9 protein-coding genes are annotated in these 13,756 nt (G+C 71.3%); 6 read left to right on the forward strand and 3 right to left on the reverse strand.

The features are described from left to right. Positions 1-419: 419 nt before the first annotated feature. The 4 genes from lanKC (at position 420) to ABZX37_RS23060 (ending at position 7,114) form a co-directional block, all read left to right on the forward strand. Positions 420-2,957, forward strand: a complete 2,538-nt coding sequence (lanKC, locus tag ABZX37_RS23045) for a class III lanthionine synthetase LanKC (protein WP_354742609.1) — start codon at positions 420-422, stop codon at positions 2,955-2,957. A gap of 32 nt (positions 2,958-2,989) precedes the next feature. Continuing rightward, complete coding sequence (locus ABZX37_RS23050) at positions 2,990-3,124, forward strand: class III lanthipeptide (protein WP_158242558.1); 135 nt, start codon at positions 2,990-2,992, stop codon at positions 3,122-3,124. A gap of 425 nt (positions 3,125-3,549) precedes the next feature. Further along, positions 3,550-5,202: an ABC transporter ATP-binding protein gene (locus tag ABZX37_RS23055; RefSeq protein ID WP_354742611.1), complete on the forward strand. Its 1,653-nt coding sequence runs from the start codon at positions 3,550-3,552 to the stop codon at positions 5,200-5,202. 190 nt (positions 5,203-5,392) lie between these two features. Beyond that, a complete protein-coding gene (locus ABZX37_RS23060) occupies positions 5,393-7,114 on the forward strand; it encodes an ABC transporter ATP-binding protein (protein ID WP_354742613.1) in 1,722 nt (573 codons plus the stop codon). A gap of 324 nt (positions 7,115-7,438) precedes the next feature. Here ABZX37_RS23060 and ABZX37_RS23065 read toward each other — a convergent pair whose 3' ends face one another. After that, the gene (locus tag ABZX37_RS23065) at positions 7,439-7,825 is read right to left on the reverse strand and encodes a hypothetical protein (protein WP_354742615.1); all 387 of its coding nucleotides are present in this window, start codon (positions 7,823-7,825) and stop codon (positions 7,439-7,441) included. Between the two features lie 113 nt (positions 7,826-7,938). Next, positions 7,939-9,930 carry an NAD-dependent DNA ligase LigA gene (gene ligA / locus ABZX37_RS23070; RefSeq protein WP_354742617.1) on the reverse strand — a complete coding sequence of 664 codons (1,992 nt, stop codon included), beginning with the start codon at positions 9,928-9,930 and terminating at the stop codon, positions 7,939-7,941. A gap of 301 nt (positions 9,931-10,231) precedes the next feature. Between ligA and ABZX37_RS23075 the strand changes: the two genes are divergently transcribed. After that, entirely contained in the window at positions 10,232-10,963 is a 732-nt protein-coding gene (locus tag ABZX37_RS23075) for a helix-turn-helix domain-containing protein (RefSeq protein ID WP_354742619.1), read from the forward strand. A gap of 100 nt (positions 10,964-11,063) precedes the next feature. Then, positions 11,064-13,145, forward strand: coding sequence for an ATP-binding domain-containing protein (locus tag ABZX37_RS23080; protein ID WP_354742621.1), 2,082 nt, complete (start codon positions 11,064-11,066; stop codon positions 13,143-13,145). Here the strand turns inward: ABZX37_RS23080 and ABZX37_RS23085 are convergent. Beyond that, a complete protein-coding gene (locus ABZX37_RS23085) occupies positions 13,105-13,602 on the reverse strand; it encodes a hypothetical protein (RefSeq protein WP_354742623.1) in 498 nt (165 codons plus the stop codon). The genes ABZX37_RS23080 and ABZX37_RS23085 overlap by 41 nt on opposite strands. Positions 13,603-13,756: the final 154 nt, after the last annotated feature.

Genomic DNA, 13,756 nt, shown 5'->3' on the forward strand with positions numbered 1-13,756 from the left:
ATCCAGAGCCACGAATCACGACCACCCCACTTTCCCCGGTAACGAACGCACCACATTAACGACGCGAATGCGCGACCACGACCCCGAACGGACCAGCCGGTACCGGGTTCGCGCCGGACGACGGGTGGAAGCGGGCTCACCGGAACGGGTTGATGGCCTTCCGCCAATTTCTCCGGCTCTTTCCGCGCCGACCTGGGCGGCCGACCGGAAACCGACATCGTTACACCCCGATCGGGTAGGGATAACTCACGCGCAGTCTCCGTCAACGCGGCCCGAACCCGCCTCCGTCACCCTGATGAGGCGCGGCGAACCCCCGGGTTGGCGGATTGGCCGGGGGACCTCCTCCGTGCGGGAATGGTGTCACCGTCCGACATCGCAGTCGCCCGGTTTTTCCCAGGGAAAGGGAAGGGTTCGTTTTCATGGACGTCCGGTACGAGGCTTTTTGCTTCGCCGATCCGCTGTTCTTCGACGAACCGCGGGAAACCCCGGGCGCGGCAGGCGACCTGGCCGCGGGCCTGCCGCGGCTAGGACCCGAGTGGACGGTCGAGCACCGCGGGATCTGGCGTTCGCTGCGCCCGACTGGGCAGGAGATTCCCGCCCAGGGCTGGAAAATCCACGTCTCCGCAGGTCTGGACAACGCGGCGGGAGTGCTGACTCGTGTGCATCAGTACTGTGTGGAGCGTCGGGTCGCGTACAAGCACCTGCGCTCCCGGGCGATCTTGATCAGCCGCAATTCGAAATACGCGCCGCGCGAGGGAAGCGGCAAGCTCGTCACGATTTACCCGGAGTCCGAGGATGCGCTCGGCCGGATACTGCACGACCTTTCCGCCGAGCTGGAAGGCGAGCACGGCGCGTATATTCTGAGCGATCTCCGCTACCGCGAGGGCCCGCTTTACGTCCGGTACGGCGGATTCGCCGAACAGTGGACGGAACACGCCGGAACGCGGGTGCTCGCAATCCGCCATCCGGATGGCACTCTCGTGCCCGACCGGCGCGAGCCGTCCTTTTACACGCCGGATTGGGTGCCGATCCCGTCCTGTTTGTCCGACAGCCTGGCCGCGCGCAAGAACGGCGCCGGATTCCCGTACCGGGTGACCGGTTCCCTGCACTTTTCCAACGGCGGCGGCGTTTATCTGGCCGAACGAGGGGCCGACCGGAAAACCGTCGTGCTGAAGGAGGCGCGCCCGCACGCCGGGCTGGACCGGGACGGCGCCGACGCGGTCACCCGGCTGAACCACGAGCGCGAGGTCCTCGAACGGCTCGCGGACGTTCCCGGGATCCCCCGGGTGTACGAGCAGTTCACCGTGTGGGAGCACCATTACCTGGCGATGGAGCACCTGCCCGGCATCGCGCTGAGCAGCTGGCTCGCCCGGCATTACCCGCTCACCAGCGGCTCCCGCGCCGAAGGCGATCTCGCGGCCTACCGCGACCGCGTGCTGGCCGTGCTGGCCCAGGTCGAGCGCATCCTCGCCGACATCCACCGGCACGGGATCGTGTTCGGCGACCTGCACGGGAAGAACATCCTCGTGGACGAGCGGGACCGGGTGTCGCTGATCGACTTCGAGCTGGCCGTCGACGCCGATTCCGGCGACCGGCCGGGGCTCGGCGCTCCCGGGTTCCGCGCGCCCGCCGACCGGCACGGTTTCGAGATCGACGAGCACGCCCTGGCCGCGCTCCGGCTGTGGCTCTTCCTTCCGCTGGTGATGCTGCTCGAACTCGCGCCGAGCAAACTGCGCGGGATCGCGGACTTCGCCCAGCAGCGGTTCGACCTGCCGGACGGGTACGCCGACCGCGTCGTCTCCGTGCTCGCCCCGCGCACCAACCCGCCCGCCGCGACGCACACCGCGCTCGACGAACCGCGGCCGGACTGGTCGCTGGTGCGCAAGCAGATCGCGGAAGGCATCCTCGCGAGCGCCACGCCGGACCGCCTCGACCGGCTGTTCCCCGGCGACATCGAACAGTTCCGCTCCGGCGGGGCGGGATTCGGCGTCGGAGCCGCGGGGGTGCTGCACTCGCTGCACGTCGCCGGAGCTGGCCGTTATCCCGAGTACGAACAGTGGCTGCTGGCCGCGGTCCGGCGGCAACCTCCCTCCCGGCCCGGTTTCTTCGACGGCAGTCACGGGATCGCGTACGTCCTGGAGGAATTCGGCTACGCGGCGGAGGCGGACGAACTGCTCGCCGCGTCGCAGTCGCTGGCCGACCAGACCACCGACCACGGCCTGGAAAGCGGGCTCGCCGGGATCGGCCTCACCCGCCTGCACTTCGCGACGTCCCGCGGCGACAACGAGTTCGGCCGCCAAGCCCTGGACATCGCCCTGCGGCTCGCGACCGCTTTCGAGACCGCCGAACCGCCCGGCCGCTTCGCCAGGGCGGGCCTGCTGAGCGGCTGGTCCGGGCCGGCGTTGCTGTTCCTGCGCCTGTACGAGCACACCGGCGAGCCGTCCTGGCTCACCCTCGCCGACCGGGTGCTGGCCCGCGACCTGGAGGAATGCGCCCCGGCGTCCGACGGGTCGCTGCAGGTCCGCGACGGAACCCTGCGCACCCTGCCGTACGCCGCGATCGGCAGCGCCGGAATCCTGCTGGTCGCCGAGCAGGTCGCCCGGCGCCTGCCGGAGTCGACGGTCGCCCAGAGCCTGCCCGGCTTGCGGGCGGCGTGCCGCGGGGAGTTCGTGATCCACCCCGGCCTCCTCTACGGCCGATGCGGACTCGCCGCCGCGCTGTCGTTCGCCGACGAGCCGGACCGGGAAGCCATCGGCCTGCACCTGTCCCGGCTGGCCTGGCACGGCGTCCCGTACCACGGCGGGCTCGCCTTCCCCGGGAACCAGCTGCTTCGCCTGTCGACCGACGTCAGCACCGGCAGCGCGGGGGTCCTCCGCACGCTCGCCGCACTACTGGACCGCGCGGAACTGCTGCCCTTCCTGGGCTCCGCGCCGTCCCCGCACACCTCCGGCCGATGAGCGCCGGCGGACCCCGAGAGAAGGGAACACCCATGGAACACGTCCTGGAGCTGCAGGCGTTGGAGGCCCCGGAAGCCCTCGAAGGCCAGGGACTGGACCACCACGGCCACAGCCACTACAGCGCGTACTGCGGCGACAGCACGCTCAGCCTGCTCCTCTGCTACTGACCGCGGGCGGGGCGGGAACGGCGCAGGCCAAGTGCGCCGTTCCCGCCCCGTTCATTCTGCCCCCTGCGACCGGCGCCGATCTCGTCGAGGCTGGTGATGCGGCGGTGCTGATGCGGCTGGTTGGCTTGGCGGTTCGGTCGTCGAGGGGTTGGCCTGCTGCGAGCCCGATGACGGCCGTATCGGGCGTGGTGAGGCGGACGTCTGCGATCCGAGAGCCGCCGATGGGGCGAGTCGCCTCGACGGGGTTCGCTGTCGGAGGCCTGGCCGACCACGCATCGGTCGGCGATCAGGCGGACGTCGGCGATCCCATGACCGCTGATGCGGCGACCGCCTCGACTCGTTCGCCGCCGACCACCAACCCCAGGATGCCCGCGAAAGCAGCCGGGTGAGCTGGCATTCGACGGCAACCGCGCGAGAGGAGCGACATGGCCGGATCCGCCGATCGCCTGCTGCGCTCGGTCGCCCTGCTGGACCGGCCCCGGCTGGCGGCGGTCGTCGTGACGTCGCTGATCGCCGCCGGGGCCGGGCTGCTCCTGCCCGGCGCGCTCGCCGGCGCGACTGACGCGGTGCTTGGCGGGCGCAGCAGTGCGGGTGCGGTGGTGTGGCTGCTCGTCGTGGGCGTCGCGGAGATCGCCGCGGACGCCGTCACCATGCTCCTTCCCGCCCGGCTTACCAGCAACGCGAGTGCCTGGCTGCGCCGCCGGGTGACCGACCGGCTGCTCGCGCTGGGCACCCATTCGCCGTTCGCGGCCGGGGACGCGGTCAGCCGCGTGACCGGCGATTGCGCGGCGGCCGGTGGCATCGCCGCGGTCGTGGTCCAGCTGGTCGCGACCGGGCTGATGTCGTCCGGCGCGGTGGTCCTGCTCGCGCTTCTGGACTGGCGGCTCGCGCTCGTGTTTCTCGGCAGTCTGCCGTTCGCGCTGCTGCTCGCGCGATCGCACCTGCGGGGCACGGCCAAGGATGTTCTTGCCTACCAGCAGGTTTCCGGCGAACTGTCCGCCCGGCTGCTCGACGCGGCCGCCGGGCTGCGGACGATCGCTGCGTCCGGCACCGCTGACGCCGAGGCCGCCCGGGTGCTGCGTCCGTTGCCGCGGCTGAATCTCGCCGGCCAGGGCATGTGGCGCACCCAAGCCCGGATGGTGTGGCGGGCCGGTCTGCTGCTTCCCACGGTCGAGATCGTCACCCTCGCCGCCGCTGGTTTCGGCGTCCTGGACGGACGGTTGAGCGCCGGAGACGTCCTCGCCGCCCTCGGCTACGTCGCGCTCGGCCTCGGTCTGGTGACACAGATTCCCTTGCTCACCACGCTTTCCCGGATTCGCTCGGCGGCGCACCGGATCACCGAGGTACTCGACACCGAGCCACCGCCTCGCGGCGTCCTCGGACTGCTGCCCGGGAACGGCACGCTGGAACTCCGCGGCGCCACCGTGCACGGCGCGCTGGCTGACGTCGACCTCACCATTCCCGGTGGTTGTTTCGCCGCTGTAGTAGGGAGTTCCGGTTCAGGGAAGTCCACTGCGATCAGTCTGCTGGCCGGTCTCCGTCGTCCCGACGCCGGACAGGTCCTGCTGGACGGCCGCGACCTCGCTGTGCTGCGCCCGGAAGAACTTCGGGCTGTGGTCGGGTATGCCTCCGCTGAGCCCGCGCTGCTCGGGGTGACCGTTTCCGATGCTGTTGCTTATGGTTCCTGGGCAAGCGTCCCGGCGGTGGACGCGGCTTGCCGGACTGCGCGCATTCACGACGTCCTCGTGCGATTGCCGCGAGGTTACGACACCCTGCTCTCCGAAACTCCGTTGTCCGGCGGGGAAAGCGCCCGGGTCGGCCTCGCGCGGGCGCTCGCGCGGAACCCGCGGGTGCTCCTGCTCGACGACGCCACCGCCGGCCTGGACACGATCACCGAACGCGCCGTGACGGCGGAGCTGGGCCGCCGGACCCGAGTGGTCGTCACGCACCGGGCCGCGATGGCCGCGCGGGCGGATGTGGTGGTGTGGCTGGAGGCGGGACAGGTCCGCGCGGTCGGGCCGCATGCGCGGCTCTGGCAGCTGCCGGGGTATCGCGCGGTGTTCACGGAGGAAACGTGATGCCGCGCTGGTGGAACGCTCTCGCCGGACAACGCCGGGTCCCGTGCCTGGGGCCGCCGCGTCGGGCTTCAAGCACTCCCGCACCCAGTTTGCTCCGCCGTGCCCAAGAAACACGCCGCGCTGACCGCTTCTCGGCCGATGAAGCTTGTCTGATCCGCCCACATCACCGCGCCGTCCCCACGGGGCGAGCATGAGCGTCGGCCGTCTCTACTGGAACGCGCTCGCCGGGCAGTGGCGCGGCGGACTGGTTCTCCTGGCCTGCTCCGTCCTCGAAGGGCTGCCCGCGTTCTTCTCCGGACGGCTCGTCGAACTGGCCGTCAACAGCGGGTTCGCCGCGGGCAAGCCCGGCGTCGGCCTCGGCTGGCTCGGCGTGTTCGGCCTCGCCGCTCTCGCGGGCGCGTTCGGGTCCCGGCTGGTGTGGCGGCAGCTCGGCAAGGTCGTCGAGCCTCTCCGCGACGCGCTGGTGACCGCTGTCGTCCGCGGAGTGCTGCATGATCCCGCGCCGCCGCGGAGCGGGCCGGACGCGCGAGGGGTAGCACGGATCACCCAGCACGTCGAAGTCGTGCGCGACGCCACTGGCGGGCTCCTGGTGCAGGCTCGCGGGATGATCGTCACGACCGCGGCGGCGATCGCCGGGTTGATCACCGTCGCTGGGTCGCTGGCGTTGCCGGTCGTCGTCCCTGTGCTGCTCGCACTGGCCGGATTCGCCGCGCTGCTGCCCTCCCTCGCCCGGCGGCAACGCGCGCTCACGCTGGCTGACGAAGGCACCGCGGGCGCCACCGGTTCGATCTTCGCCGGGATGCGGGATGTCGTCGCCTGCGGAGCCGAGCCGGTCGCCGCGCTGACTGCGGATCAAGCGGTGGACCGTCAAGCCGCGGCGGCAGTACGGGTAGCTCGGTCGGCGGCCTTGCGGTCGCTGATCGTGGCACTCGGCGGGTTCGTCCCGCTGGTGCTCGCGCTCGCCCTCGCGCCGTCGATGGTCGCGCGCGACGAGCTGACCGCGGGGGCCGCGCTGGGCGCGCTCGTCTACCTGGCCACTACCCTGCAACCCGCGTTGCGCGGGCTCGCCGCTACCGCGTCCACGGTTGTCCTCCGGTTGCTCGTCGCGCTGCGTCGGCTGGCTGAAACCACTGCCCCGCCCGAACGTCCCCTGGCGACTGAAAGTCCCGCCGGCATCGGACTCACCGTGCGCGGCCTGACGTTTCGCTGGGGCGCGGCGCCGGAACCCGTCGTCCGCGGCCTTGACCTCGATCTGCTGCCGGGCGAACATTTGGCGGTGGTCGGCCCGAGCGGAATCGGGAAATCGACTCTCGCCGGTCTGCTCACCGGTCTGCTGGCACCGCACTGCGGCGAAGTCCGGCTGGGCGGCGTGCGAGCCGGAGAACTGGCAGACCGGCCCCGGCATCTGGTGCTCGTGCCGCAACAGGCCTACATCTTCGCCGGGACTCTGCGCGAGAACCTGTCCCTGTTCCGTCCTGAAGCGTCCGATCGCCGCCTCGTCGCCGCTGCTGAAGCTGTTGGGGCCGCCCCGTTGCTGGCTCGCCTCGGCGGTCTCGACGCCGTGCTCGGCCACGGCGCGGAGGGCCTGTCCGCCGGGGAAGCCCAACTCCTCGCCCTGGCGAGAGCCTATGCCTCGCCAGCAGGAGTCGTCGTCCTGGACGAGGCGACGTCCACTTTGGACCCGGCGGCGGAGATCCACGCGGAGCGCGCTTTCGCCGCCCGGGGAGGCTCGCTCGTGGTGATCGCACACCGGCTGTCGTCCGCGGTCCGGGCGCGGCGCGTGCTGCTGATGGACGGCCAGGAAACGCTGCTGGGCCGTCACGACGAACTGCTCGCAGCCTCTCCGCGGTATGCCGAGATGATGCGGGCCTGGCTCCCGGAGCAGGCTGGGTCACGGCTCGAAGCCAGTTGAATGACGCCGGTCAGCAGGCTCCGCCCATCGCCCCGGGGAAGAACCAGCCGCCTGAACGCCTGCTCCGCCGCCAGGCCCGTGACGGAGGCCGGCACCCGGCATCAAGCACCGCGTGCCAGGCCTCACCAGTCAAGGTGGAGCAGCCGAGGTCCGGCAAAGGCAGCGCGACTGAGCGTGGCGGCCGAGGTTTTGAGAGGCCTCAGCGACAGCGGGGCTCGGTGCCGCACTGCCTGCTGTCAGTGAGCGATTCGCCTGTCCTGCGGCGGACACCGCAGCACGTCTCGCAAACGTCCCGGCGACCTCTGCCGCCGGCGGCGGCTCCGCTCAGACCTTGCGCGGCACCGAAGCGATGAGGACCTTGCTTCCGTTGCGGCCCAGATAGATGTCCACCTTGCTGAAGCCGCCGGACGGACCGGGTTCGGTCCAGCCGTAGGTCTTCGGGGCGTCGGAGGCGGTGCGGGTCTGGATGTCGAAGAGCGTGCCCGCCTGCCGGAACTCGAAGGTGACCGTGGTGCTGCCCGCGCTGGGGTCGTCAATGACGAATCCGCTGACGCCGACAGCGCGGTTGTACCAGGTCAGCGTGCCGCCGGTGCGGCCGCCGATGATGTCGCCGCCGAAGTCCGACGTCGGGTGGCCCGCCGCGTCCGCGACGCCTGCACCGCCGAGTGCGGCGACCGCGGACAGGACAAGAGCGATGGCGACGCGTTTCATGGCGATTCCCCCCAGAGATGGCCGATTCTGGGCGGAATCGTACGCGGCCGCGGCGTGCGGCGCGGGATTACGCGTGAAGTCCTGCGGCACCGCCGGTCTCGTGCTGGGGCGAGTCAGACCACTCCGGCCGCGATCAGCTGTTCCCAGATCACCCCCTGGTCCACTACCTCGACACCGAGCTTCTCGGCCTTCGTCAGCTTGCTGGCGCCGACGTCGGCACCGGTGATGAGCAGGTCGGTGCTCGCCGAGACGGACGACGCGGTGGTCGCGCCCGCGGTCTCGCACAGGCGCTGGAAGGTGGGGCGCGGCACCTTCTCCCCCGATCGCGGGTCGCTGATCGCGCCGGTGACCACCACGGTCTTGCCTTCCAGCGGCGCGCCCGCGACGACCGCGGGCGGGAGGTCTTCTTCCAGGACGTCCAGGGACACCCCGCGTTCCCGCAGGCGTTCGAGTTCCGGGCGCAGCCGGGTGAGGTGTTCCACCAGCGAGGCGGCGACCTTGGGGCCGATGTCCTCGACCGCCACCAGGCCGTCGACGCCCGCGTCGAGCACTGCTTCCAGCGAAGCGAATCCGGCCCGGCACAGCCGCGCGGCGGTGCCTTCCGACGCCATCGGGATCGCGAGCCCGATGAGCGCCCGGCGCAGCCCGACCTGGCGGCTGGCGTCGATCGACTCGATCATGCGCGTCGCCGAGACCTCGCCGATGCGGTCGAATTCCAGCAGGCGTTCCTTGGTCAGCCGGTAGAAGTCCGACGGGTGCTCCAGGATTCCGGCCTCGGCGAGCCGTTCGATCCACACGCCGCCGATCGCGTCGATGTCCGCGGCCGCCCTGGACGCCCAGTGGATCAGCCGCCGCACGGTCTGCGCGGGGCAGGAAACGTTGGTGCAGAACAGTTCCCGGCTGTTGCCCTGTTCGGTGAGCGGCTGCTCGCACGACGGGCACGTCGAGGGCGGCACGATCTCCTGTTCCGCGCCGGTCCGTTTCGACTCGTCGAGCACCCCGGCGACGAACGGGATCACGTCGCCCGCCCGGCGCACCAGCACGGTGTCGCCGATCTTGATGCCGCGGGCGCGGATGACCTCCTGATTGGCCAGCGTCGCGCGCGTGACCGTGGTCCCGCCGACGAACACTGGCTCCAGCCAGGCGACGGGCGCGATCTTGCCGGTCTTGCCGACGTCCCAGACCACATCGGACAGCACGGTCGTCTTCTCCTCGGCGGCGAACTTGTATGCCAGCGCCCCGCGCGGCGAACTCGAACGGGTGCCCGCGGCGGCGTACGCGGCACGGTCAGCGAGGCGCAGGACGGCGCCGTCGATGTCGTAGTCCAGGTCGTTGCGCTGCTGTTCGATCGTGGTGATCACCTCCTGCGCGGAGGCCGCGTCGGCGCAGCGGCGCATGTCCGCCGCGGTGAACCCGAGCGCCAGCAGGCCGCTGCCCAGGTCGGTTTCCGTACTGCCGGGCTCGGTGTCCAGGTCGAAGGCGAAGAACCGCAGTCGGCGCTCGGCGACCGCGGCCGGGTCTTTCGCGCGCAGGGTGCCCGCGGCGGCGTTGCGGGGGTTGATCAGCGGTTTGTCCGGGTGCGCGGTGTTGTAGGCGGCGAACGTCGAGCGCAGCATCACGGCCTCGCCGCGGACCTCGACCCGGCCCGGGGCGCTGACCTGGTGCGGGATGCCGTCCGCCAGCGCCTTGACCAGCATGGTCACGTCGTCGCCTGTGGTCCCGTCGCCGCGGGTGACCGCGCGGGCCAGGCGGCCGTCCTCGTACACCAGGGCGAGCGACAGGCCGTCGAGCTTGGGCATCACGACCACCGGCTGGCCGGGGAACCGGTCGAAGAACGCCTCGACCTGCTCCGGCCGCGTCGCCTTCTCCAGCGACAGCATCGGCCGCGAATGCCGGATCGGCGCGTGCAGCACCGCCGGCCCGCCCACCTGGTCCAGCGGATTCGGGTCCGGGGCCAGCTCCGGGCTCGCCTCGATCAACCCGCGCAGCTCGTCCTCGATCGCGTCGTACTCCGCGTCCGCCACCGCCGGCGAACCCCGGTAGTACGCGTCGCGCAGCACCACGACCTGATCAGCGAGCTCCTGAATACGTTCCCGAACGTCCACGAACCGGAACGCTACCTGGCACCACCGACAAAACCCGGCTGCGACGCAAGCCTGCCGGTCAGGACCGCAGTCACCATCCCCCGGACCCCGCCGGGACGGCCCTGCGGTTCTGCGCGGGCCGGACCCACCGCCCGCGGCACCGGTTCGGCCGGGAATATTCTTCGCGCACCATTCCGGAATACTCGCTCCGGCGGTCGGTAATCCGGTTTCGGGAATCAGTCGGAGCGCTGTGTCACAAAAGGCGCGGATCCGGCGATGAAACCGCGAGAAGGCGGCGCGTGGAATCCGGAGGGGGACGCCGATGAAGCGTAAAGCAGGCCGCGGGGTGCTGGAGGGCGCTTTTCTGCTGTTGGAGGAGCTGGCGCGAAGCGGCGAGGCCGGGCCGACCCAGCTGGCGGCCGCGACCGGACTGCACAAGGCGACCGCGCACCGGTTGCTCGATCAGCTTGTCGGCGTCGGCGCGGTCCAGCGGAATGCCGGTCGTTATCGCGTTGGGCCGCAACTGTTCCGGCTGGGCCAAGCGTGGGAACCGGCCCGGGTGCTGCGGGCCGCGGTCGGACCGCCGCTGCGACAGCTGGCCGCGGCGGCTCGTCGGACGAGCGTGAGCGTCGGCGTGCCCGCCGCTGATTCCGGGCGGGTCCTGATCGGCTGCGGAATCCGCGGCGAGGCCGATGAGATCTGCGCGATGCGTGCCGGTTGGGTGCTGCCGTCGGGGGCCGCGGCCGAAATAATTCTTACTGCTTCCGGGCCGCATACCGAGCCGCCCGAAAAGTATTCGGGGCGGGAATGGAGGAAGCTGCTTGCCGGCGCCCGGGAACGGGGTGTGGCATTCGATTACAGCGACGGGGTTTCGCCGTTGTGCTGCGTGGCCGCGCCGGTGCGGTCGGCGTCGGGCGAGGTCGTCGCGGCGGTCGGCGCGGTCGCGCTGGACCAGCGGAGGCTGCCGTCGCTGGCGGACGCGGTGCGGCGGGCGGCGAACCTGGCCAGCGCGAATCTCGCCCGGGTCCCGTCCTCCGGGTCTGCGCGGCCTTGAGCCGCCCGGCTGACGCCGCCGCGAAAGACAAGACTGTTATTTCCTCGGAATGCCGCGCACCCTCGGTGCCATCGTTCACCCGACAGCGGGGAGTTCCGGGGTGCCGACCGAAAACGACGTCGATCGTGAGCTTGTTCTCGAGCAGGAGTACGTGACCGCCTTGTACGGCAGGCTCGACGCGTTGCGCGAGCAGGCGGCGAGCGGTTGCGAAAGCGAGGACCCGGAGGCGGCGGCGCGCTGGAAGGCGGAGTTGGCGCGCCTGGAGGCCGTCGAGGACGGGCTCTGCTTCGGGCGGCTGGAGATGCACGACGGGAGCCGGAGGTACATCGGCCGGGCGGGGTTGTTCCGGGACGGGGCGGACGAGCCGTTGCTGCTCGACTGGCGGGCTCCGGCGGCGCAGCCGTTCTACACCGCGACCATGGCGGAGGCGCACGGTGTTCGGGGGCGGCGGCGGATCACCACCCGCGGACGGGTCGTGACAGCGCTCGACGACGAGTTGCTCGATCCCGACGCCGCCGGGACCGGGACTCTCGTCGGCGAGGCCGCGTTGATGGCGGCGCTCACGGCGGACCGGACCGGGCGGATGGGCGACATCGTCACGACGCTGCAGGCCGAGCAGGACCGGATCGTCCGTGACGGGCACGCGGGAGTGCTGGTGGTGCAGGGCGGGCCGGGGACCGGGAAGACCGCGGTGGCGCTGCATCGGCTGGCGTATCTGATGTACACGCGTCCGCGGTTGCGCACGCGGGGTGTGCTGGTGATCGGGCCCAGCGACGTCTTTCTCGACTACATCGGGCAGGTGCTGCCGGGGCTGGGCGAGCACGCCGCGGTGACCGCGACGATCGCCCGGTTGCGGCCGGACGTCGAGGTCAGCCGGGTGGATCCGGCCGGGGTCGCGGAGGTCAAGGGACGGGCGGAGGCGGCGGATCGGATCGCCGCGGCGGTGTGGGGCCGGGCGGGTGCGTCCGGCGAGGCGGTCGAGGTGGAATTCGAGCACCAAGCGGTGCGGCTGGAGCTCGCCGAATGGCGGGGTGCGGCGGAGTTCGCTTCCGGCAGCGGGTTGCCGTACCAGCAGGCGCGGTTGGTATTCCAGCAGCGGATGGTGGAACTTCTCGCGCGGAGGTTGGCCGATCGGCTGGAGAACGTGGTGTTCACCGAGAGCGGCGAGGCCATCGACGGCGGGAGCGCGGACGGTCGGCTCAGTGCGGCGGATCTGCGGGCATTGGCCGCGGCGGGGGTGGTGCTGGGGCCGGATCAGGACGACGGGCCCCGGCGGTTGCTGGACGAGGTTGACGTCGCTGACCTGCGCAAGGCGTTGCTGGCCGACGTCGCGGTGTGCGGGGTGCTGGACGACCTGTGGCCCGCGCTGACCGCGGAGGAGGTGGTGGCGGAGGTGTTCGGAGAACTGGGCAACGTCCAGTCGGCGGATGAGGCGATCGGCGAAACCCGTGCGGGAAAAGATGAGGCGCCGGGCGAGGGCTGGAGTGCGGCGGATATTCCGTTGCTGGACGAGGCTTCCGCGGTGCTCGGCGCATCAGCGCGGACGTTCGGGCACGTGGTGGTCGACGAGGCGCAGGAACTGTCCGCGATGGCGTGGCGGATGGTGATGCGGCGCTGTCCGGCCAAGTCGATGACGGTCGTCGGCGATCTCGCGCAGACCAGCGATCCGGCGGGGGCGACGTCGTGGGAGCAGGTGCTGGCGCCGCATGTGGCGGATCGCTGGCGGTTGGCGGAGTTGAGCGTCAATTACCGGACGCCGTCGGAGATCATGGCGGCTGCGGGCGAGGTGTTCGCTGCGCAGCACCCTGGGCTTCAGCCGCCGCGGTCTGTGCGGGCTGCTGGTGAATCGCCGTGGCGTCGGCAGGGCACGCTTGCTGAAGTCGGTGCTCTTGCTGGTGAGCTGGTCATTGCTCCGGCGTGTCATGTCGCCGCGTTGCGGGAGGGGTGCGCCGCGACGGTGCTGACGCCTGGGGAGGCGAAGGGGCTGGAGTTCGATTCGGTGCTGATCGTCGATCCGGCCCGGATTCTCGACGCTCCCCTGGGCCGCAACGATCTCTACGTCGCGATGACGCGCGCGACGCGGTGGCTGGGGATCGTCCATTTCGGACCGGTGCCGGACGAGCTGGCGGGGATCCGGGAGCTCAGGTGTCGAGTTCCTTCAGGGCGCGGGCCAGGCGCTTGATCATGGACCGGCCCTCGTCGACCTGGAGGCGGGCGAATTCGTAGCCGAGGACGCCTTCGCCGGTGACGCCGATCTGGCCGCGCAGCGCCTGTGCCACGCCGGAGTTCAGTTCGGGTTCCGAGACCCAGGCGAGCTGGTCGAGCGGCCACGACCGCAGCGGTTTCCCGGGTGCGGCCCGGACGATGCCGCCGACGGTGAACAGCGCCACGCGGTGCGAGGTGAGCGAAAAGACGAACCGGCCCGGCGTCGCGATCGGCACCTGCGGGGCTTCGGTCTGCCCGCGCCGCGCGGCGAGCGCCATCCCGGCCGCGCCCGCGAGCCCGGCGATGCCCGCCGCGCCGGCGACCATCGTTTTCCGCACACCGCCCGTGCGGAATGCGACCAGCGCGTTCAGCACGCGCTCTCCGGGCACGAACTCTCCGGCGAGGCGGCTCTCGACCTTTTCCCGCAGCGTCACGATCCGCCGCCTTTCCCTGCTCGGCACTGGGTTCCGCCGGCGAGCACGACCTGGCGGTTCCTGGAGGCTATGCGCGCCGGATCGCGGTGGGTGACGGGATTTTCGCCGACAGGAGGATTCCACCGGTGCGCGGGCCGTCCACACCGGCGAGACA

It is taken from the genome of Amycolatopsis sp. NPDC004079 (assembly GCF_040610415.1).
GTDB lineage: Bacteria > Actinomycetota > Actinomycetes > Mycobacteriales > Pseudonocardiaceae > Amycolatopsis > Amycolatopsis halotolerans.

Bases quoted from the DNA above. Each gene is read 5' to 3' on its own strand.
- lanKC (WP_354742609.1), top strand. From the start codon at position 420: ATGGACGTCCGGTACGAGGCTTTTTGCTTCGCCGATCCGCTGTTCTTC.
- ABZX37_RS23050 (WP_158242558.1), top strand. From the start codon at position 2,990: ATGGAACACGTCCTGGAGCTGCAGGCGTTGGAGGCCCCGGAAGCCCTC.
- ABZX37_RS23055 (WP_354742611.1), top strand. From the start codon at position 3,550: ATGGCCGGATCCGCCGATCGCCTGCTGCGCTCGGTCGCCCTGCTGGAC.
- ABZX37_RS23060 (WP_354742613.1), top strand. From the start codon at position 5,393: ATGAGCGTCGGCCGTCTCTACTGGAACGCGCTCGCCGGGCAGTGGCGC.
- ABZX37_RS23065 (WP_354742615.1), bottom strand. From the start codon at position 7,825: ATGAAACGCGTCGCCATCGCTCTTGTCCTGTCCGCGGTCGCCGCACTC.
- ABZX37_RS23075 (WP_354742619.1), top strand. From the start codon at position 10,232: ATGAAGCGTAAAGCAGGCCGCGGGGTGCTGGAGGGCGCTTTTCTGCTG.